This window comes from Actinopolymorpha alba DSM 45243, from assembly GCF_000373925.1.
GTDB classification, from domain to species: domain Bacteria; phylum Actinomycetota; class Actinomycetes; order Propionibacteriales; family Actinopolymorphaceae; genus Actinopolymorpha; species Actinopolymorpha alba.
This window is the reverse complement of the sequence record NZ_KB892739.1, coordinates 104,571-122,670: the sequence shown is the minus strand read 5'-3', so window position 1 is coordinate 122,670 and position 18,100 is coordinate 104,571. Positions and strand designations below refer to the sequence as shown.

At 67.5% G+C, this 18,100-nt stretch carries 19 protein-coding genes; 10 read left to right on the top strand and 9 right to left on the bottom strand.

From position 1 onward, the window contains the following. Nucleotides 1-74 precede the first annotated feature (74 nt). The gene (hemW, locus tag B141_RS0107705; protein WP_020574578.1) at nt 75-1,343 is read left to right on the top strand and encodes a radical SAM family heme chaperone HemW; all 1,269 of its coding nucleotides are present in this window, start codon (nt 75-77) and stop codon (nt 1,341-1,343) included. Between the two features lie 74 nt (nt 1,344-1,417). Here the strand turns inward: hemW and B141_RS52180 are convergent, their stop codons facing one another. From B141_RS52180 to B141_RS39465, 3 genes are all read right to left on the bottom strand, one after another. Next, nucleotides 1,418-2,062, bottom strand: coding sequence for a DUF4870 domain-containing protein (locus B141_RS52180; RefSeq protein WP_272944066.1), 645 nt, complete (start codon nt 2,060-2,062; stop codon nt 1,418-1,420). 71 nt (nt 2,063-2,133) lie between these two features. Continuing rightward, nucleotides 2,134-2,994 carry a DUF3097 domain-containing protein gene (locus tag B141_RS0107695; RefSeq protein ID WP_026257003.1) on the bottom strand — a complete coding sequence of 287 codons (861 nt, stop codon included), beginning with the start codon at nt 2,992-2,994 and terminating at the stop codon, nt 2,134-2,136. Nucleotides 2,995-3,094: 100 nt separating this feature from the next. Further along, complete coding sequence (locus tag B141_RS39465; protein ID WP_237742643.1) at nt 3,095-3,958, bottom strand: MBL fold metallo-hydrolase; 864 nt, start codon at nt 3,956-3,958, stop codon at nt 3,095-3,097. Between the two features lie 233 nt (nt 3,959-4,191). Here B141_RS39465 and hrcA point away from each other — a divergent pair, with 233 nt between their 5' ends. From hrcA to B141_RS0107660, 6 genes are all read left to right on the top strand, one after another. Beyond that, nucleotides 4,192-5,211 (top strand): heat-inducible transcriptional repressor HrcA, encoded by a 1,020-nt coding sequence (gene hrcA, locus B141_RS0107685; RefSeq protein WP_026257002.1) that lies wholly within the window; start codon nt 4,192-4,194, stop codon nt 5,209-5,211. Nucleotides 5,212-5,248: 37 nt separating this feature from the next. Next, nucleotides 5,249-6,376 (top strand): molecular chaperone DnaJ, encoded by a 1,128-nt coding sequence (gene dnaJ, locus B141_RS0107680; RefSeq protein WP_026257001.1) that lies wholly within the window; start codon nt 5,249-5,251, stop codon nt 6,374-6,376. A gap of 70 nt (nt 6,377-6,446) precedes the next feature. Beyond that, nucleotides 6,447-6,800 carry a histidine triad nucleotide-binding protein gene (locus B141_RS0107675; protein WP_020574572.1) on the top strand — a complete coding sequence of 118 codons (354 nt, stop codon included), beginning with the start codon at nt 6,447-6,449 and terminating at the stop codon, nt 6,798-6,800. A gap of 118 nt (nt 6,801-6,918) precedes the next feature. Further along, complete coding sequence (locus tag B141_RS0107670) at nt 6,919-7,947, top strand: PhoH family protein (RefSeq protein WP_020574571.1); 1,029 nt, start codon at nt 6,919-6,921, stop codon at nt 7,945-7,947. A gap of 100 nt (nt 7,948-8,047) precedes the next feature. Then, nucleotides 8,048-8,512, top strand: coding sequence for an rRNA maturation RNase YbeY (ybeY, locus tag B141_RS0107665; protein ID WP_020574570.1), 465 nt, complete (start codon nt 8,048-8,050; stop codon nt 8,510-8,512). Further along, complete coding sequence (locus tag B141_RS0107660) at nt 8,512-9,819, top strand: hemolysin family protein (protein WP_020574569.1); 1,308 nt, start codon at nt 8,512-8,514, stop codon at nt 9,817-9,819. The genes ybeY and B141_RS0107660 overlap by 1 nt, the downstream gene beginning before the upstream one ends. Nucleotides 9,820-9,887: 68 nt before the next feature. Here B141_RS0107660 and B141_RS0107655 read toward each other — a convergent pair whose 3' ends face one another. Next, entirely contained in the window at nt 9,888-10,274 is a 387-nt protein-coding gene (locus B141_RS0107655) for a VOC family protein (RefSeq protein WP_020574568.1), read from the bottom strand. 37 nt (nt 10,275-10,311) lie between these two features. Here B141_RS0107655 and B141_RS39460 point away from each other — a divergent pair, with 37 nt between their 5' ends. Further along, nucleotides 10,312-10,803 carry a MarR family winged helix-turn-helix transcriptional regulator gene (locus B141_RS39460; protein WP_020574567.1) on the top strand — a complete coding sequence of 164 codons (492 nt, stop codon included), beginning with the start codon at nt 10,312-10,314 and terminating at the stop codon, nt 10,801-10,803. Nucleotides 10,804-11,029: 226 nt separating this feature from the next. Here B141_RS39460 and B141_RS0107645 read toward each other — a convergent pair whose 3' ends face one another. The 3 genes from B141_RS0107645 to B141_RS0107635 form a co-directional block, all read right to left on the bottom strand. After that, on the bottom strand, nt 11,030-12,430 hold the full coding sequence (locus B141_RS0107645) for an HNH endonuclease (protein WP_420313579.1): 1,401 nt from the start codon (nt 12,428-12,430) through the stop codon (nt 11,030-11,032). 604 nt (nt 12,431-13,034) lie between these two features. Next, the gene (locus B141_RS0107640; RefSeq protein WP_020574565.1) at nt 13,035-13,811 is read right to left on the bottom strand and encodes an SDR family NAD(P)-dependent oxidoreductase; all 777 of its coding nucleotides are present in this window, start codon (nt 13,809-13,811) and stop codon (nt 13,035-13,037) included. 73 nt (nt 13,812-13,884) lie between these two features. Then, nucleotides 13,885-14,331, bottom strand: coding sequence for an SRPBCC family protein (locus tag B141_RS0107635; protein WP_020574564.1), 447 nt, complete (start codon nt 14,329-14,331; stop codon nt 13,885-13,887). Nucleotides 14,332-14,539: 208 nt separating this feature from the next. Between B141_RS0107635 and B141_RS0107630 the strand changes: the two genes are divergently transcribed. Together B141_RS0107630 and B141_RS0107625 are read left to right on the top strand one after the other, a co-directional pair. Continuing rightward, nucleotides 14,540-15,793, top strand: coding sequence for a Tm-1-like ATP-binding domain-containing protein (locus B141_RS0107630; protein WP_020574563.1), 1,254 nt, complete (start codon nt 14,540-14,542; stop codon nt 15,791-15,793). Next, complete coding sequence (locus B141_RS0107625) at nt 15,771-16,601, top strand: phosphoenolpyruvate hydrolase family protein (protein WP_020574562.1); 831 nt, start codon at nt 15,771-15,773, stop codon at nt 16,599-16,601. Before B141_RS0107630 ends, B141_RS0107625 begins: the two co-directional genes overlap by 23 nt. Here B141_RS0107625 and B141_RS39455 read toward each other — a convergent pair. Continuing rightward, on the bottom strand, nt 16,598-17,272 hold the full coding sequence (locus tag B141_RS39455) for a hypothetical protein (protein WP_020574561.1): 675 nt from the start codon (nt 17,270-17,272) through the stop codon (nt 16,598-16,600). The two genes, B141_RS0107625 and B141_RS39455, sit on opposite strands and share 4 nt — an antisense overlap. Beyond that, complete coding sequence (locus B141_RS0107615) at nt 17,269-18,099, bottom strand: carbohydrate ABC transporter permease (protein ID WP_020574560.1); 831 nt, start codon at nt 18,097-18,099, stop codon at nt 17,269-17,271. The genes B141_RS39455 and B141_RS0107615 overlap by 4 nt, the downstream gene beginning before the upstream one ends. Nucleotide 18,100: the final 1 nt, after the last annotated feature.

Sequence of the window (18,100 nt, the reverse complement as noted above, 5' to 3'; positions counted from 1 at the left end):
GGCCGCCGCAGCACCCCGCCGGTGCGAGTCGGACCCGGCGGGGCCGGTTTGGCGGCGCTCCGCAGAATGGGAGCGTGCCTTCCACCCTTCCTGACGGCGACCCCGCGCCGCGCGACGGTGCCCTCCCGCCGTCAGCGCTGGCTGAGCTGGCCGGTCGTGGCTTCGGGATCTACGTACATGTCCCGTTCTGTGTGACCCGGTGCGGTTACTGCGACTTCAACACCTACACCGCGGAGGAACTCGGGCCGGCCCCCGGTGCGTCCCGTAGCTCCTACGCCGACGCGGCCATCGCCGAGGTACGCCTGGCCGGCGACGTACTCGGCGAGGCACGCGTCCCCGCATCGACTGTGTTCGTTGGTGGCGGGACCCCCACGCTGCTCCCTCCGGAGGACCTCGGCCGGATCCTGCGGGCGGTGGAGTCGGAGTTCGGGCTGGTCGAGGGCGCCGAGGTGACGACCGAGGCCAACCCCGAGTCGGTGGACCGGGACTATCTCGAACGCTTACGCGCCCAGGGCTTCACCCGGGTGTCGTTCGGTATGCAGAGCGCCCGACCGCACGTGCTCGCGACCCTCGACCGGCAGCACACGCCTGGCCGCCCGGAGCAGTGCGTCCAGGAGGCGCGCGCGGCGGGGTTCGCGCACGTCAACCTCGACCTGATCTACGGAACGCCGGGGGAGTCCGCCGCCGACTGGCAAGCCAGCCTTGACGCGGCGGTCGCGGCCGGACCCGACCACCTCTCGGCGTACGCGTTGATCGTCGAGGAAGGCACCCGCCTGGCCGCGCAGATCCGTCGCGGAATGCTGGCCGCACCGGACGACGACGTACTCGCCGATCGCTACCTGCAGGCCGACGAGACACTCACCCGCGCGGGATACGAGTGGTACGAGGTGTCGAACTGGTCGAGGCAGCCGGGCGACCGCTGTGCGCACAACCTCCTCTACTGGACGGGCGCCAACTGGTGGGGGATCGGACCCGGAGCGCACAGCCACGTGGGCGGCGTTCGCTGGTGGAACGCCAAGCACCCGGCGGCGTACGCCGACCGGCTCGCGGCCGGCGCGAGCCCCGCCCACGGGCGGGAGACCCTCGACACCGAGACCCGCCGGGTCGAGCAGATCATGCTGGAGCTGCGCCTCGTGGACGGTCTCGACACGGGTGCCCTCGATCCCGCCGGGGTGGCGGCTGCCGGCGTCGCCGCACGCGACGGGCTCCTCCAACCCGCTGCCCTCGCCGCGGGTCATGCGGTCCTCACCACCCGCGGACGGCTGCTCGCTGACGCGCTGGTGCGCCGGCTGCTCGGCTGGGACGTTTCCGACGAGGCGGAAGCGACGCTCTCGGCAAGCTGAGCCTGCTGCCAAGACTTGCCCGGTTGTCAGAGGTTTGTCGGTCTCTTAGCCGAGAAACCTCTGACAAGTCGACGTCAGCGGACGATGCGGAGGCTCACGGGGTAGCGGTACCACTCGTCGCGGCGGGCGGCGACGCTGGCCTGGATCACCAACACGACGTAGATGATGCCGATGAACGGCAACAGCACCAGCCCGATCATCACGAACGCCAGGAGCGAGGCGACCAGGGTGGCGCCCAGGGCGGTGAGCTGGAAGTTCAACGACTCGACCGCGTGGTGGCGTACATAACGCGACCGGTAACCCTTGACCAGCAGGACGAGGAGCGGGCAGAGGAAGCCGAGCACCACCAGGGCCGCGATGAAGCTGCCGAGGTGGGCGGCCATCGCCCAGGTGCGCTCCTGCTCCAAAGGAATCGTGGACGGGCGCTCGGGTGCCGGGCCAGGGACCCTGGGGGTTGGGGACGATCGTTCCGGCGGAGGGTCGGGGACCCTGGGACTCGCGGACGGGCGTTCCGGCGACGGAGGACCGGCGGGGACCTTCGGAGGTCTGGCCGGGCCTTCGAACCTTGGACCGAGGACCTTCGGGGGTGCGGCCGGGCCTTCGGGCACTGTGCCCGGAATTCTCGGGCTCGGGGAGTCGCCGTCTCCCTGACTCGGGGGTCGCGCCTTCGCCGGGCTCGGACCAGCGGAACGGCGTTCTTCCGGGGTCGGCTCCGTCATGCGGGGTATATACCCGGGTCCGTCGCCGGCTCATGCCAGCGCTCAGACCCCGCCCCTATCCGGGCTCGGGCCTACGCGCCGTCCTCGTCCGGCGCCGTGACGAAGTCGATGAGCTGCTCGACCCGACCGAGGAGTTCGGGGGACAGGTCGCGGTAGTCGCGGACCACGCCGAGGATCCGGCGCCACGCCTGGGCGATGTCGGCCTGGTCGGCGTGCGGCCAGCCGAGCGCGGCGCAGATGCCGTGCTTCCAGGACATCGTCCGCGGGATCGTCGGCCAGGCGTCCAGTCCGAGGCGTTCTGGCTGGACCGCCTCCCAGATGTCCACGAACGGGTGACCGACCACGAGCACGTGCGCGCCGTACGGACCGCGCGCGACCTCGGAGGCGATCCGGCTCTCCTTGCTCCCCGCGACGAGATGGTCGACCAGGACGCCGAGCCGGCGGCGCGGGTCTGGTCTGAACTCCGCGACCACCGCGCTCAGGTCGTCCACGCCGGCGAGGTACTCGACTGCGACCCCCTCGATCCGCAGGTCGTCACCCCAGACCTTCTCGATCAGTTCGGCGTCGTGGCGTCCCTCGACGTAGATGCGGCTGGCGCGGGCGACCCGGGCGCGGGCGTCACGGACCGCGATCGAGCCGGACGCCGTACGCTGCGGACCCTTCGGAGCCTGGACCGCCGGCCGACGGACGGCGACCGGCTTGCCCTCGAGCAGCAGGCCCGGGCCGTACGAATAGCTGCGCCGAGCGCCGAAGCGGTCCTCCAGGACCACCAGGTCGCGTTCGATCGCGACGACCGCCCCGCAGAACCCGTTGGTGGCGTCCTCGAGCACCATGTCGGGCTCGACCTCGACGTCGACCGTCCGGCCGCGTTTGGGGACCCGCCAGTCAGTGGCGAGCACGTCCTGCGAGTAGCGATCACGTGGTCCAGCCATGTCCGGCGAGGCTACCGGCTTGACCACCGGCACGCCGATCGCGCCACGCCCGAGGCGACAACGGCGTGGCGGGTCCCGTCGCGTCAGGGGCGCACGACGGTCAGGGCGGTAGGAGCGGCAGCGAACGCCGACCCGCGCCCGTCGACCCCAGATGCTCGTAGCCCCGGCGTACGGCATGGGCCAGTGACTCGCGCGGATACGGCCACTCACCGGCGTCGAGCGCCTTGTCGACCGGAACACCTTCGGCCGCGAGGTGGCGTACCGTCTCGGCCACGTTGCTGACCTCGATCCGCTGCGCCTGCGCGAAGGCCCGGTCGACGACGGCTCCGTGGCCCGGCACGACCGCGGTGCGTTCGGTGAGGAGGCCCGTCAGGAGGTCGAGGGTCGCCGGCCATTCCAGCGGGAACGAGTCCTCGCCGTACATCGGTGGGCCGGACTCCTCGATGAGGTCGCCCACGTAGACGACGTCCGCGTCGGGAACCCGCGCCGCCACGTCGCCGGCGGTGTGCCCCCGTCCCGGGTGGACGAGTTCGACCTGCCGGTCACCCAGGTCGACCACCGCGACGGAGGAGAACGTCCGTGACGGGGGCACGACGACGAGTTCGCCCATCTCCCGCGCCCACTCCGGGGAGCGTTCAGCGAGCGACGCCCGTACAGCCTCGGCTTCGGTCGCGAGCATCTCGGGCACCGTCTCGTGCCCGTAGATGGCGGCCTCGGTAAACCGCGCGTTCCCGAAACAGTGGTCGAAATGCCAATGCGTGTCGACCACCCAGCGCACCGGCGCACTCGAGAGCGCGACCAGGTCGGCGCGCAGCTCGTCTGCCTCGCCGAGGCTGCCCCGCGTGTCGACGACGAGGAGCCCGTCGGCGCCGACCACGACACCCACCGTCACGTCGAAGGAGGGGTATCTCCGGGCAAAGCAGCCCGGGCCTACTTCGGTCCATCCGGTCGCACGCGTGTTCACGCCCGACAGCATGGCACGCGTGCACCGCGCACAATCCGGGTCGCTCCACGTAGACTGGCACTCGGTTCGATTGAGTGCCAGGTCTCCGATCTAGGAAGGTACCCGTCGGCGGTCGTCCCACGAGGGAGGTCCGGCGGCGGGGTGCCGTCCGTGAGCAGGGCAACGGAAGGTGGCGGCAGCGTTGCCGCCGTTAACGCGGGATGTGGTGGCAGGGACGCGAGGAGGTGGGGGCCATGCTCGACGAACGCAAGTTGGCGGTGCTTCGCGCCATCGTCGAAGACTATGTGCACACCCAGGAGCCGGTCGGGTCCAAGGCGCTGGTCGATCGGCACAACCTCGGCGTCTCCCCGGCGACGGTCCGCAACGACATGGCCGCGCTGGAGGAGGACGGCTACATCGCCCAGCCGCACACGAGCGCGGGTCGGATCCCGACAGACAAGGGCTACCGGCTCTTCGTCGACCGGCTGACCACGATCAAGCCGCTGTCCACGGCCGAACGCCGGGCGATCTCCACCTTCCTCGAAGGCGCCGTCGACCTCGACGACGTGGTCAACCGCACCGTCCGGCTACTCGCGCAGCTCACCCGCCAGGTCGCCGTGGTGCAGTACCCCAGCCTCTCCCGGTCGACCGTCCGTCACGTCGAGTTGGTGACGCTCTCGTCCACCCGCCTCCTCCTCGTCCTGATCACCAGCACCGGTCGGGTCGAGCAGCGAGTCGTCGACGTCGGTGGGTCCGTCGCCGACGAGGTACTCGGTGACATCCGGGCCCGGCTCAACGCCGCCGTCGTCGGAATGAAGCTGTCCGACCTCCAGGACGTCGTGTCGGACCTTCCGGAGAGGTTCACCGAGGACGACCGGCCCTACGTCGCCTCGATCGTGTCGACGTTCCTCGAAACCGTCGTCGAACGCCCCGACGAACGCATCGCCGTCAGCGGCACCGCCAACCTGATCCCGCTCGGCCAGGAGTTCCACTACTCCATCCGCCCGGTCCTGGAGGCCCTCGAGGAGCAGGTCGTGCTGCTCAGGTTGCTAGGGGAGGCGACCGGCCCGTCCAGGCTCACTGTCCGGATCGGCCACGAGAATCCATACGCCGAACTCTCCACGGCTTCCGTTGTCGCGACAGGCTATGGTCCTGGGGACGAGACAGTCGCGAATCTCGCGGTTGTCGGACCCACCCGCATGGACTACCCGGGCACGATGAGCGCGGTTCGTGCCGTCGCCCGGTATGTCAGCCAGATCCTCGCCGGAGAATGACCCAGGGAATGAGTCAGTGCACGAGGCCACCCAGAGCATGAGCCAGGACTATTACGAACTCCTCGGCGTTCGCCGCGACGCCTCTCCCGAGGAGATCAAGAAGGCATACCGTCGGCTGGCGCGAACCCTCCATCCTGACGTCAACCCCGACCCCGAGACGCATGAGCGTTTCAAGGAGGTCACCCGCGCCTACGAGGTCCTCTCCGACCCCAAGAAGCGTGAGGTCTACGACCTCGGCGGCGACCCGCTGGCGGCGGCCGGGCAGGGCGCGGGATTCGGGACGGGCTTCTCGTTCACCGACATCATGGACGCGTTCTTCGGTTCGGCCGGATCGCGTGGGCCAAGGCCGCGCACCCGTCGCGGTCAGGACGCCCTGCTCCGGCTGACCGTCGACCTGGCCGAGGCGGTCTTCGGTGCCGTCAAGGAGATCAACGTCGACACGGCGGTGGTCTGCCCCAGCTGTTCGGGCGGCGGCGCCGCGCCGGGGACATCGCCGACGACCTGCAGCGTCTGCGAAGGACGCGGCGAGGTGAGCTCGGTCCAGCGGTCCTTCCTGGGACAGGTCATGACCACGCGTCCGTGCCCGCGCTGCCAGGGCTACGGCACGATCATTCCCAGCCCGTGCCCGGAGTGCGCGGGTGAGGGGCGGGTCCTGTCGCGGCGTACTCTCGCTGTCCGCATCCCCGCCGGGGTCGACGACGGCACCCGGATCCAGCTGTCCGGCCAGGGCGAGGTCGGGCCGGGCGGTGGCCCCGCGGGTGATCTGTATGTCGAGATCCAGGTTGCCCCGCACGAGGTGTGGACCCGGCGCGGTCCCGACCTGCACTGCTCGGTGACCCTGCCCATGACGGCCGCCGCGCTCGGCACCACCATCTCGCTGGAGACGCTCGACAAGGACACCGTCGAGGTGGAGGTCCGAGCGGGCACCCAGTCGGGTCACCAGGCCGTGGTCGCCGGTCGCGGCGTACCCCATCTGTCCTCGTCCCACCGCGGAGACCTGATCGTCCACATCGTCGTCGAGACGCCCACCAAGCTGGACGGTGCGCAACGCGATCTGCTCACCGAGCTGGCTCGCCTCCGCGGGGAGGAGAAGGCGAGCGGTCAGTTCTCGACGGAGCGCAGGGGCGTCTTCTCCCGGATCCGGGACGCGTTCAACGACCGCTGACCGGCGGGTTCAACGACCGTTGACCAGCGGGTTTCGACAACCGCTGACCGGCGATCGAAGGAGGGGTGGCATGGCGACGGAGCCCGGTTGTCTGTTCTGCCGGATCGTGGCGGGGGAGATCCCGGCCACGATCGTCCGCGAGACCGATCGGACGCTGGCGTTCCGCGACATCAGTCCGCAGGCGCCGGTCCATGTCCTGGTTATCCCTAAAGTCCACCTCGCCGACGTGGGCTCGGTAGCGGTGGAGGGTCCGGGACTGCTGAGCGCCCTACTCGAGGAGTGCGTGGTGGTTGCCGTCGAGGAGGGGGTCGCCGATTCGGGCTACCGAGTGGTCTTCAACAGCGGCCCTCAAGGCGGCCAGGCGGTCCACCACTGCCACGCGCACGTGCTGGGCGGCCGCCAACTTGCCGACCAACTCGGCTGAGCGGGGACGGCACGCTGGACTCCACGGCAAATATCAGTCCCGGTCCGGCGCGGAGCGGGCTACCATGAACGACGTTTCACCGTCCTGAGTACACGGAGGAAGGCCGGACAGGCCGCCCATGGTCAACAGCAACCCATCACAGGCCAAGATCGTTGTTCCCACGAGCATCTCGATGGTGAGCTTGTTGGGGCCACGCGATGAATTCCTCCGGGTCGCGGAGAAGGAGTTCGCCGCGGAGATCCATGTCCGCGGTAACGAAATCACCGTCACCGCCGCACCGGAGGAGCGGATCCTCGTCGAGCAGTTGTTTGACGAGTTGATCGCGGTTGTCCGGTCTGGTCATGGTTTGACCTCGGATGCGGTGGAGCGCAGCGTTGCCATGCTGCGTTCCCGGGAGTCGGAGCGTCCAGCCGACGTCCTGACGCTCAACATCCTGTCCAGCCGTGGCAAGACGATCCGCCCCAAGACCGTTGGGCAGAAGCGTTATGTCGACGCGATCGACAAGCACACGGTCATCTTCTCGGTCGGCCCCGCGGGCACAGGTAAGACCTACCTCGCCATGGCGAAGGCCGTGCAGGCGCTGCAGGCCAAGCGGGTCAACCGGATCATCCTCACCCGTCCCGCCGTCGAGGCCGGCGAGCGTCTTGGGTTCCTCCCGGGCACTCTGTCGGAAAAGATCGATCCGTACCTCCGGCCCCTCTACGACGCCCTGCACGACATGATCGACCCCGACTCGATCCCGCGGCTGCTCACGGCCGGCACGATCGAGGTGGCGCCGTTGGCCTACATGCGTGGCCGCACCCTCAACGACGCGTTCATCATCCTTGACGAGGCCCAGAACACCTCGCCGGAGCAGATGAAGATGTTCCTCACCCGGCTCGGATTCGGGTCCAAGATGGTCGTCACGGGCGACATCACCCAGATCGACCTGCCCAACGGCACCCACTCCGGCCTCAAGATCGTCAGGGAGATCCTCACCGGGCTCGATGACGTCCACTTCTCTTCGCTCACCGCCCAGGACGTGGTGCGGCACAAGCTGGTGGGACGCATTGTCTCGGCGTACGACGAGTACGAAGCCCGGCAGTCCGACGCGGGTCCCCGCCCGGCTGAGGCTCGGCGTCGCCCTCCCGGACCCCGCCGCCCCTGATGCCGGAGGATGTCGTGATCACACCTTCCCCTTGTTTGATCGTGGGGTTGGGGAGACCCTGAGTGCAGACATCGCCGATCGGGCCCGACAGAATTCGCTCATGAGCATCGATATCGCCAACGAGTCCGGCATGGAGGTGGACGAGCGCGAGCTGGTACGGCTGGCTCGCTTCGTCCTCGACCGGATGCGGGTGCATCCACAGGCGGAGCTGTCCATGGTCCTGGTTGACGAGGACACGATGGCCGAGCACCACCTGCGGTGGATGGACGAGCCCGGCCCGACCGACGTGTTGGCGTTCCCGATGGACGAACTCCGCCCCGGCCGCGATGGCGAGGAGCCTCCCACCGGTCTCCTCGGCGACGTCGTGCTCTGCCCCCAGGTCGCCGAACGCCAGGCCAAGGAGGCCGGGCACGGCGCCGAGGACGAGCTGCACCTCCTGGCTGTTCACGGGATCCTCCACCTCCTGGGTTACGACCACGCCGAGCCCGAGGAGCACCAGGAGATGTTCGGGTTGCAGGCGCGGCTGCTCGGTGAGTGGCAGCCGCAGCGTGAGGGTGGTCGTTGATGGGCGGTGATACGGCGCTCCTCATCCTCGCGGCGATCCTGGTGTTCATCGCCGGAATCCTCGCCTCCGCCGAGGCGGCGTTCTCGGCGTTCTCCAAGGCGCGGGCTGACGCCCTGGTGGCGGCCGGTCGGCGCGGAGCCGAACGCGTCCGGATGCTGGTGGAGGACCGTGCTCCCTACCTCAACACGGCGTTGTTCCTGCGGCTGGCGTGTGAGCTGACCGCGACGGTGCTCGTGGCAGAGGTGCTCTTCGGGGTGATCGGCCCGACGTGGGCGGCCGTCCTCACCACCGCGGGCGTGATGATCGTCGTGTCGTACGTCGTGGTCGGCGTCGCGCCCCGCACGGTTGGCCGGCAACACCCCAACCGGGTCGCGTTGATGACGTCGGGCCTCGTGATCGGTCTGACCCGGGTGCTCGGTCCGCTGCCGAAGCTGCTGATCCTGCTCGGTAACGCCCTGACACCTGGCAAGGGCTTTCGGGAAGGTCCGTTCGCGACCGAGGCGGAGCTGCGCGAGCTGGTCGACATCGCCGAAGCCAGCCGGGTGATCGAGTCTGGCGAACGCGAGATGATCCACTCGGTCTTCGAGCTGGGCGACACGATCGTCCGCGAGGTCATGGTGCCGCGTACCGACATTGTGGTCATCGAACGCCACAAGACCCTGCGCCAGCTCATGTCGTTGGCGCTGCGGAGCGGCTTCTCCCGCATCCCGGTGATCGGTGAGAACCTCGACGACATCGTGGGCGTCGCCTACCTCAAGGACGTCACGCAGCGGGTTTACGACAACCGCGAGGCCGAGACCACGGAGCGGGTCGAGCAGGTGATGCGTCCGCCGGCGTTCGTTCCCGACTCCAAGCCGATCGACTCGCTGCTCCGCGAGATGCAGCTGCAACGCACCCACCTCGCGATCGTGCTCGACGAGTATGGCGGGACCGCCGGCCTGGTGACGATCGAGGACATCCTGGAGGAGATCGTCGGCGAGATCACCGACGAGTACGACGTCGCGCCGCAGGCGGTGGAGCGGCTTGGCAGCGGAGCGGTCCGGGTGAGTTCCCGACTCCCGATCCACGAGTTGGGTGAGCTCTTTGATCTGGAGCTCGACGACGAGGATGTCGACAGCGTGGGTGGCCTGATGGCGAAGCACCTCGACAAGGTGCCGATCCCGGGTGCCGAGGTCACCATCGACGGGCTACGCCTGCTGGCCGAAGGTCCTGTCGGCCGGCGTAACCGGATCCCGACCATCCTCGTCAACCGTATCGGCGAGCCCGAGGAAGTCGCGGATCGCGACGTTGACGATCGGGTCTCCTGAGCGATCATCGGGTCTGGCTGGGCGATCGGGTCTGAGTGGCCGATCGGGTCTGAGTGGCCGAGAGGTCGTCAGGGCGCGGGTGAGCCGGTGGGGCGAAGGGCTGTCAGGGCGAGGTTGTTGCCGTCCGGGTCGCGAAAGAACGCCATCCACAGCTCGCCCTCGTCGTTACGGTGAACGACGTGCGGCTCGTCGAGGAAGCTGACTCCGCGCCCGGCGAGCCGAGCGTACTCCGCATCGAGGTCATCGACCGAGAAGTAGAGCATCACCCTGGTCGTGAATTCTGGCGACTCGGGAGTCCCCAGATAGAGGCGGACCTCCCCGGTCTGAAAGAACGCCATGGGTTGGTTGGGCACCTGGAAAAGGAACGGAATCTCCAGCACGTCCCGATAGAACGCCACCGCGCGGTCGATGTCAGTGACACTGATGTGAACCTGCGCGAGCGGGCCTAGTGCCATGGCACCTCCTATACTTGAACAGGGTGAAAGGATAACCATGGTTAACCACCTTCGCCAGGGTGACTTGCCGGGGCGACTGCCCGGAGTTCCTGATGATGAGCTTCACCAGACCGCCAATGTTCTGCACTCGGCGTCGCTCCGCCTGCTCCGTCGCGCCCGCACGGTCGACGGCACGATGGACCTTGATGGTCCGCGGGCATCTTTGTTGGCGGTCCTCGTTTTTGGCGGTCCTCGGTCGGTGAGCCAACTCGCCGCGATCGAACAGGTCTCCGCACCCGCCATTACGAAGCTTGTGAACTCTCTGGAAGAGCAGGGGATGGTCGAACGCGCCATCGCCACGCACGATCGCCGGGTGGTCCTGGTCAGCGCCACCCGGGCCGGCCGGAAGGTGCTCGAACGCGGGCGGGCCGCGCGGGTGCGTGCTGTCGCCGATCTCCTGGAGGGGCTGCCGGCACGGGACCTTCGTACGATCCGCCGCTCCGCTGAGAAGATTGGTCAGCTTCTGGCCCGCTCAGACGACCACGCCTGAGGGCGGCTCGGACCGCTGGGCGATCGCGGTGCTCCAGGTGCGGTGATCGCTGAGCTGCCCTGCTGCGGTCCCGGCCGCTCGGTGTGAGCCTGGCTGGTCCTGGGGCTGGCTCGGCCGGGCCGGCTCGACCTGTGCTCCATACGCATGCCGGCAGGCTCGAAAACCTTTCCTTTCAAGGGTTGTCGAGCCTGCTGTCTTGTTTGCTTGTTCCGCTTCCCCGCGTCGGTTAGAACGGTGGGGGATCGGGATCGTCTGGTTCTACCGGGTCGGTGAGGCGTGGTGGGGTGACCTTGTACTCCCGTCCGTGCGGATCGGTATATCGAAGGTGGCCCGGACTGGTCTGCTCGACCTTCCAGTCGCCTTCAGTTTTGACTCGGTGGTGGTGGCGGCACAGTGGCGCCACGTTGTTCACCGACGTTTCGCCACCCTCGGAGTACGGCTTTGTATGGTCGAGGTCGCAAGAAATGGCTGGGCGTCGGCATAGCATCCAGGTGCAGCGCTGGTTCAACGACTGAACGAACTCCGCCGGGAGACCGCGTAGGAAGCGTTTCGACAGCGGATGCAAACTCAACAACTGCCCCGTCACCGGATGGGTGATACCGATGGCCAACATCGCATCGGGATTATCGAGATGGTTCGCGATCAACCGCCGCGCTACTTCGGTGAGCACGGGCCCGAACCCGCCAAGCTCCGCTGGCCGCTCCGCCAGCTCGAACAGGGTCGTGATCGGCACGTTCAGCTGAAGTTTCGCCTTGATCGCCGCTCTCCAGGACCGGAACGCGGCCGGTATCTCCTGCTCGGGGATTGGTTTCCGATCAGGACCGCTTTCACCAGCAGCTTTGCCGGCCGCACGGTCGTCGCGGGGCTGCGGCCTGGGCCTGTCAAGCGGGTGGGTGTAGGTGGCGGGTTTGCAGTCCTCACACGGGCAGCCCGCAAGGTGGTGGTCGTGGTCGCACCCGGTGTGCCGGCACCCATCCTGGTCGGCAGCTGAGTAGCCGCGCGCCTCGTCATCATCCTCGGCACTGGCGTTCGCTTCACCCTCATCCGCAGCGGCGGCGTCAACATCGTCCTGACAGGCGTCGCCGGAGCAGGCATCCTCTTCGCCACATTCAGGCGCGCTGTCGCAGATGATGACGTCGGCTTCGCCGGAGAGGATGGAGATGGCGATGTCGGCGCGTAGTTGGGGGAGGGTGCGTTCGTCTCCGCCGGTTTTCATGGTGCGGGCGATCGCATCCAGATATGCCCAGGCTTGGGCTGCCTTGTCGTGGGGGATGCCGTGGAGGCGGAGGGTGGAGACGTTGTCCACGTCGGGGTAGACGGCCACACCGCGGTCTTCGCGGGCCTTCTTGTGACGCTCTTTCGCCGCCTCGGGGTTGATCTTGATGATTTCGGCTTCGATGTAAAGCCGTAGCAGCCCGCCGCGCAGTTTCAGCACCTCGGGGAAGATCGCCTCATCCACCAAGGTGCGGTCAGCTGGGGTTAGGAGGGTGAGCCGGTCGACGATCGTCCGCACCTCGGAGTATTCGAGTTCCCCGCGTTCCAACGCCTGCCGGGTGTTCGGCAGGTCAGACAGGGCGAGAGCGATCAGCATGAACTGATCGGCGCGGTAGTTGGTCCACCCCAACATCGGCGACAACAGTTCAGCCGCACGCGGCTCCGGCACAGACGAGCGTTCCGCCTCATCGTCTTTGAAGCAGGGTGGGCAGTGCGCCAGGATCTGTGTGTCGCCAAGGCTTAACGCCTCAGCCCAGCGGGCAACCTTGCGCCCCGCGCGGACCAGCTCCCCCACCTCGAACCCGTTACAGGCAGACCGATCGACGCCAGCGAGCGCGGCCACCAACTTCGGGCCGGGAAGCATGTCGCCAAACCCGGGCGGGAGGGGTGAGATCCGCACACCATCGCCGTCGCTCATGTGTTCGATCTTACATTGCCAAGATCGCTCCCGCAATCAGTGGCGACCGCAAGAACCCTTGTTTACAAGGAGCTCCGTGGCTGAGTGTCGGTTGTGAATGGTAGGAGTGGGTGAACCATTGCTGCGTCAGAGCGAGGTCGATGCCGGTGAGCGTGAGGGCAGTCGCACCGGCATCACGGCCACCGTCGAAACGGGTGCTGTGGGATTCCACGGTCACGCAATCGCTGTCCGGCCCCCGTCGAGTACAGCCGACGCAAGCCGGAGTCGTGGTGGTTGGGCGGTTTGATCTCTTCGCGGCGTCGAGGCAACGGGTGGCGGCTCAGGCTGACAGGCCGCCGTCCACCATCAGGGTCGCGCCCGTGACGTAGGACGCTTCGTCGCTGCCAAGGAAGAGGATGGCGTAGCCGATCTCCTTCGGATCGGCCTGGCGGCGCAGCAGCGTGGGCGTTCCGGTGCTGAGGGCCTCTCGCGCTTCCTCCAGCGTTTCGCCGGTCGAAGCGGCCCGGCGGCGTACATGGAACGTCGTGAGAGTCGGGCCCGGGCAGACGGCGTTGACCCGAATCCCAAGCCCCGCATGGTCATGCGCCATCGACCGGGTGAGCGCGAGCAGGGCCGCCTTGGTCGCGTCGTACTGCGCCATACCCGGGCGGCCGGCGAGGGCGTTCGCGGAGGAAACGTTGATGATGCTTCCACCGCCGGTTTCGCTCATCGCGGGTACGGCGAACTTCGAGCAGTAGCCGACCTGGAGCAGGTTGCCGCGGATCACGTAGTCCCACGACGCTGGATCGGCTTCGGTCACCGGTCCCCACACCCGCACGCCGGCGACGTTGGCCAAGATGTCCAGGCGCCCGAACTTTCGTACCGTCTCGTCAACCGCACGTTGCGCCTGCGTCTCGTCGTCGAGATGAGCTCCAATCGCGAGGGCCCGCTCGCCACTGGGGTCGATCTCGGCGGCGGCGCGTTCGGCTTCGCCCGCGTCAACATCGACCAGTACGACGCTCGCGCCTTCGGCCCAGAGGAGTTCGGCGCTTGCCTGGCCGATACCCCCTCCGCCACCGGTGATCAGCGCGACCTTGCCGGTTACCCGTCCTGCCATCGTGAACTCCAAGGAATCCGTTCGGTTCGGTCAAAACTGTTATGAACGCGGTCAGGACCGTTATCGGACACCGTCACGCGGCCAAGGTGTCCAGTGTGGAACGAAGCGCCTTGAGGCCGGTGGCGAAGACATCCTGTCCGAATGTGGTCAGGAGTTCTGGCTCCACCGCGGCGTCGGCGTCAAAGTCTGCCCACCATTCGGCGAAGGTATGCCCGGTTTCGGTGATTGGGGTGAAGCGAATGGTGGATTCGTACCGCCGCACAGCGAACGGGCTCTCAACAAAGCAATAGGTGTAGCACCGGGCCGGGTCATCAAGGCGCAGGAGGCGTTCGCGTACGACGCCCCCATCGGTCATGGTCAACGAGCGTACGCATCCCACGGCGTCGGCGACACTGCCATCCTCGATGTGGCTGGAAACGATCGCCGGGTGCCAGGCGGGAAGGTTGTCGAAATCCCGGGCGAACGTCCAAACCTTCTCGACCTCGACCGGTATCACGGCACTCGCATACGCTCTGGCCATCGGAGTGAGCTCCTCTTCGCGCGGTCCACCTGGAGTTTCCTGATAATGACCACAGTTCCCACTCCAGCACCAGAGTTATCGAGGTGTGCTGGCTGAATGCGGTCGCGTATGCACCGAGATCGCGGGGTTCGCTGTGAGAATGCTGGAGTTTCCTGGCAAACGCAGCCGGGATTCTCAGGTGAGGTGACCGCGGAGAAGGGGGACCGCCATGCCGACCGTCGTCCTGTTGGGAACCCTCGACACAAAGGGTCAGGAGTACGCCTTCGTCCGGGACCGCCTGCGTACGGCCGATGTTGAGGTCGTCGTGGTCGATGTCGGCGTCCTCGGCGAGCCGGCGTTCCCTCCCGACGTGAGCCGGGCCGAGGTGGCCACGGCCGCTGGGGTGGACCACCAATCGTTGGTGGACGCAGCGGATCGGGGGCGAGCCGTCGCCGCGATGGCCGAAGGAGCAATCGCGGTGGTTGGCGAGTTGCGGGCACGGGGCCGGCTGGACGCCGCCCTCGCCTTCGGCGGGACGGGTGGTACGTCGATCGCGGCGGCCGCGTTCCGCCAGCTGCCATTGGGCATTCCGAAGGTCATCGTGTCGACGGCGGCGTCGGGGGACACCTACCCCTACGTGGGGGAGACCGACCTGGTGCTGGTGCCGAGCGTGGTGGACATCGCCGGTGTCAATCGCATCTCCGCGCCGATCCTTGCCAACGCGGCGGCCGCGGTGGCGGGCATGGTGACCGCACCGGCCCTTCCCCAGATGGCGGAACGCCCGCTCGTCGCGGCGAGCATGTTCGGGGTGACCACGCCGTGCGTGACGGCCGGTCGGGCGACCCTGGAGGAGTTGGGGTACGAACCCCTCGTCTTCCACATGACCGGTGTCGGCGGGCGCACCCTCGAGTCGCTGGCGGCGCAAGGTCTCCTTGCGGGGATCTTCGACATGACGACGACGGAGCTGGCGGACGAACTCGTGGGTGGGGTCTTCTCCGCTGGGCCTGACCGTTTGGTGTCGGCCGGCCTCCCCGGCGTACCCCGCGTCGTGTCGGTCGGCGCCTTGGACATGGTCAACTTCGGCCCGAAGGACACCGTGCCGGAGCGGTTTCGCGATCGGAACCTGTACGTCCACAACCCCACCGTCACGTTGATGCGGACCACACCGGAAGAGTGTCGAGAGCTGGGCGCCCGGCTCGCACAGCGGGTGTCGCTCGGCACGGCGCCGACCGCGGTGTTCCTTCCCCTACGTGGAGTCTCGGCGATCGCGACCGAAGGCGGGCCCTTCTACGACCCTGCCGCGGACGCCGCGTTGTTCGAGGCGATCCGTGCCGGGCTGGGCGACGGCGGCAAAGCAGGCCAGGTCGAACTCGTCGAGCTGGACACCGATATCAATGACCCGGAGTTCGCCAGGGCCGCCGCCCGACGGCTGCACGATCTGATCAACGAGAGGGAACGCGATGCCACGCTTCACGCGGACTGAGTTGCTGGAACGCCTACGGGCGAAGGTGTCCCGCCGCGAACCCATCATCGGGGGAGGTGCCGGCACCGGGCTTTCCGCGAAGTGCCAGGAGGCCGGTGGTGTCGATCTGCTCGTGATCTACAACTCGGGCCGTTACCGCATGGCGGGGCGGGGCTCGCTCGCCGGGTTGTTGGCGTACGGCAATGCCAACGAGATTGTCGTGGACATGGCGAAGGAGGTGCTGACGGTCGTCCAGCACACGCCGGTGTTCGCCGGGGTCAACGGCACCGACCCGTTCTACTCCCCGGACGTGTTCCTGCCCGAGTTGGTCAGGATCGGCTTCTCCGGCGTTCAGAACTTCCCCACCGTAGGGCTGATCGACGGTGTCTTCCGCGCGAATCTCGAAGAGACCGGCATGAGTTTCGCCCTCGAGGTCGACATGATCCGCAAGGCCCGCGAGGTGGGGCTCTTCACCTCGCCCTACGTGTTCTCCGCCGACGACGCCGCCGCGATGACCGAGGCCGGTGCCGACCTGGTGGTCTGCCATCTGGGTTTGACGACCGGCGGAAGCATCGGCGCGGAGACCGCCCGCACCCTCGACGACTGCGTCACGTTGATCGACGAGTGGGCGGCGGCCGCTCGTGCCGTGCGCGAAGACGTGATCGTGCTCTGCCACGGTGGCCCGATCGCCGAGCCCGCCGACGCGGCGTACATCCTCACCCACGCCCGCGACGTCCACGGCTTCTACGGCGCGTCCTCGATGGAACGCCTGCCGGTGGAGGAGGCGCTGACCGCGCGGACCCGGGAGTTCAGCCAGATCACGCACTAGGGATCAGTGTCCTGGCGTCGCGCGGAAGCCGTCAGGAACATCGACGTCCGCGCGGCGGCCACCATCGCAAGGGCGACGGCTCCAGGAACGACCAGATAGATGGACGCAGTTAACATCACGCAAGCCCACACACCCAAGCCGGCCAGCACGTGCACTGCGAGAGCCGGCGCCGGATTCCGGGCCACGACGTGGGCGGATGCAATCCACAGCGGCCAGCCACTGGCACTCGTGCCGAGGCTCCGGGGCAATGCCACCACCGCCGTCAGCGCAGCGACCACTGTTACCGCACCGCTCAGGCTCATCGGCACCAGCGCCCAAGGCGAGCCCGTCTGGCGAAACATCTCGAGCGCGACGAGGAACAACGCGAGCGGAACCGCCAGCACCAGTCCAGCGGCGACTCCTCGGCGCCACTGCCCTCTGAGCGCCACAACCGCGTCGTGTATCCCGACGTCGGCCCCATCCCACAGCTGGTTGGCGATGTCGGCGAGAGCGGCGAACGTCGGGCCCACCAACACGGCCGCCAACAACACACTCACCGGGTTGATCCCTGGGCTCAGCACCATCACCAACGCGGTCGCGACACACGACAGCACACTGCCGGCAAGCAGGGCAGGCAGGCCACCCCACGCCGAACGGAAGTAGTGCCGTAGATCGATGCCTTCCGTGCTCATCCACGAATCCCGGCTGTAGCGATGCTTTCCACGAACGCACGCTGGAAGAGCAGAAACAAGATCAACACAGGTAGTACGACGAGCGTGATCGCGGCGAACACAACCACTGCCGGGCTGCCGCCCTGACCGCCTTGCAGGGTTACCAGACCCAGCGGCAGCGTCATGTTCTCCGGGCTCGAGATGAAGATCAATGGCCCGAAGTAGTTGTTCCATGAAGCCTCGAAGGTCAGGATCGCCAGGGCCGAGAGCGCCGGACCGGATAGTGGCACCAGTATGCGGAACAAGATCCACAGATGGCCGGCACCGTCGATCGTTGCTGCGTCGTCAAGCTCCCGCGGGATCGAGTTGAAGTACTGACGTAGGAAGAAGATCGCGAAGACGTTGATCAACGCTGGCAGCCAGAGCGCGGTTAGGGTATCGACCACGTCAAGGTTCCGGAACAACACGAACACTGGAATGATCGTCAGCTGCACCGGCACCATGAGTGCGCTGAGCATGCCCACGAAGATCACCCGGTTACCGCGGAACGACAGTCGCGAGAACGCGTAGGCGGCCAACACGCTCACGAACAGCGAACCCACCGTGCTGACTGTGGCGACGACCAGGGAGTTCAGCGCCATCTGGCCGAAGGGGATCAGGCCGGGGACGTCCTTGAAGTTCTGCAATGAGAGGGGATTCGGGATCCAGGTCGGGGGCAGCGAGAAGGCGTCCGCCGGATCGCTCAGGCTGGATGAGATCAGCCAGACCAGTGGCGCGACCATAATGATCGCGACTATCAGGAGAACAAGGTCGAGCAGCAGCGATCCGGTGCTGAGACGCCTCTTCATT

What these genes read in the sequence shown, in the direction of transcription:
- B141_RS0107625 (WP_020574562.1), top strand. Translation starts at nt 15,771, where the DNA reads ATGCCACGCTTCACGCGGACTGAGTTGCTGGAACGCCTACGGGCGAAG.
- B141_RS39460 (WP_020574567.1), top strand. Translation starts at nt 10,312, where the DNA reads ATGGTTAACCACCTTCGCCAGGGTGACTTGCCGGGGCGACTGCCCGGA.
- B141_RS0107615 (WP_020574560.1), bottom strand. Translation starts at nt 18,099, where the DNA reads ATGAAGAGGCGTCTCAGCACCGGATCGCTGCTGCTCGACCTTGTTCTC.
- B141_RS0107695 (WP_026257003.1), bottom strand. Translation starts at nt 2,994, where the DNA reads ATGGCTGGACCACGTGATCGCTACTCGCAGGACGTGCTCGCCACTGAC.
- B141_RS0107640 (WP_020574565.1), bottom strand. Translation starts at nt 13,811, where the DNA reads ATGGCAGGACGGGTAACCGGCAAGGTCGCGCTGATCACCGGTGGCGGA.
- B141_RS39455 (WP_020574561.1), bottom strand. Translation starts at nt 17,272, where the DNA reads ATGAGCACGGAAGGCATCGATCTACGGCACTACTTCCGTTCGGCGTGG.
- dnaJ (WP_026257001.1), top strand. Translation starts at nt 5,249, where the DNA reads ATGAGCCAGGACTATTACGAACTCCTCGGCGTTCGCCGCGACGCCTCT.
- B141_RS52180 (WP_272944066.1), bottom strand. Translation starts at nt 2,062, where the DNA reads ATGACGGAGCCGACCCCGGAAGAACGCCGTTCCGCTGGTCCGAGCCCG.
- hrcA (WP_026257002.1), top strand. Translation starts at nt 4,192, where the DNA reads ATGCTCGACGAACGCAAGTTGGCGGTGCTTCGCGCCATCGTCGAAGAC.
- ybeY (WP_020574570.1), top strand. Translation starts at nt 8,048, where the DNA reads ATGAGCATCGATATCGCCAACGAGTCCGGCATGGAGGTGGACGAGCGC.
- B141_RS0107660 (WP_020574569.1), top strand. Translation starts at nt 8,512, where the DNA reads ATGGGCGGTGATACGGCGCTCCTCATCCTCGCGGCGATCCTGGTGTTC.
- B141_RS0107670 (WP_020574571.1), top strand. Translation starts at nt 6,919, where the DNA reads ATGGTCAACAGCAACCCATCACAGGCCAAGATCGTTGTTCCCACGAGC.
- B141_RS0107675 (WP_020574572.1), top strand. Translation starts at nt 6,447, where the DNA reads ATGGCGACGGAGCCCGGTTGTCTGTTCTGCCGGATCGTGGCGGGGGAG.
- B141_RS0107645 (WP_420313579.1), bottom strand. Translation starts at nt 12,430, where the DNA reads ATGTTGGGGTGGACCAACTACCGCGCCGATCAGTTCATGCTGATCGCT.
- B141_RS0107630 (WP_020574563.1), top strand. Translation starts at nt 14,540, where the DNA reads ATGCCGACCGTCGTCCTGTTGGGAACCCTCGACACAAAGGGTCAGGAG.
- B141_RS0107635 (WP_020574564.1), bottom strand. Translation starts at nt 14,331, where the DNA reads ATGGCCAGAGCGTATGCGAGTGCCGTGATACCGGTCGAGGTCGAGAAG.
- B141_RS0107655 (WP_020574568.1), bottom strand. Translation starts at nt 10,274, where the DNA reads ATGGCACTAGGCCCGCTCGCGCAGGTTCACATCAGTGTCACTGACATC.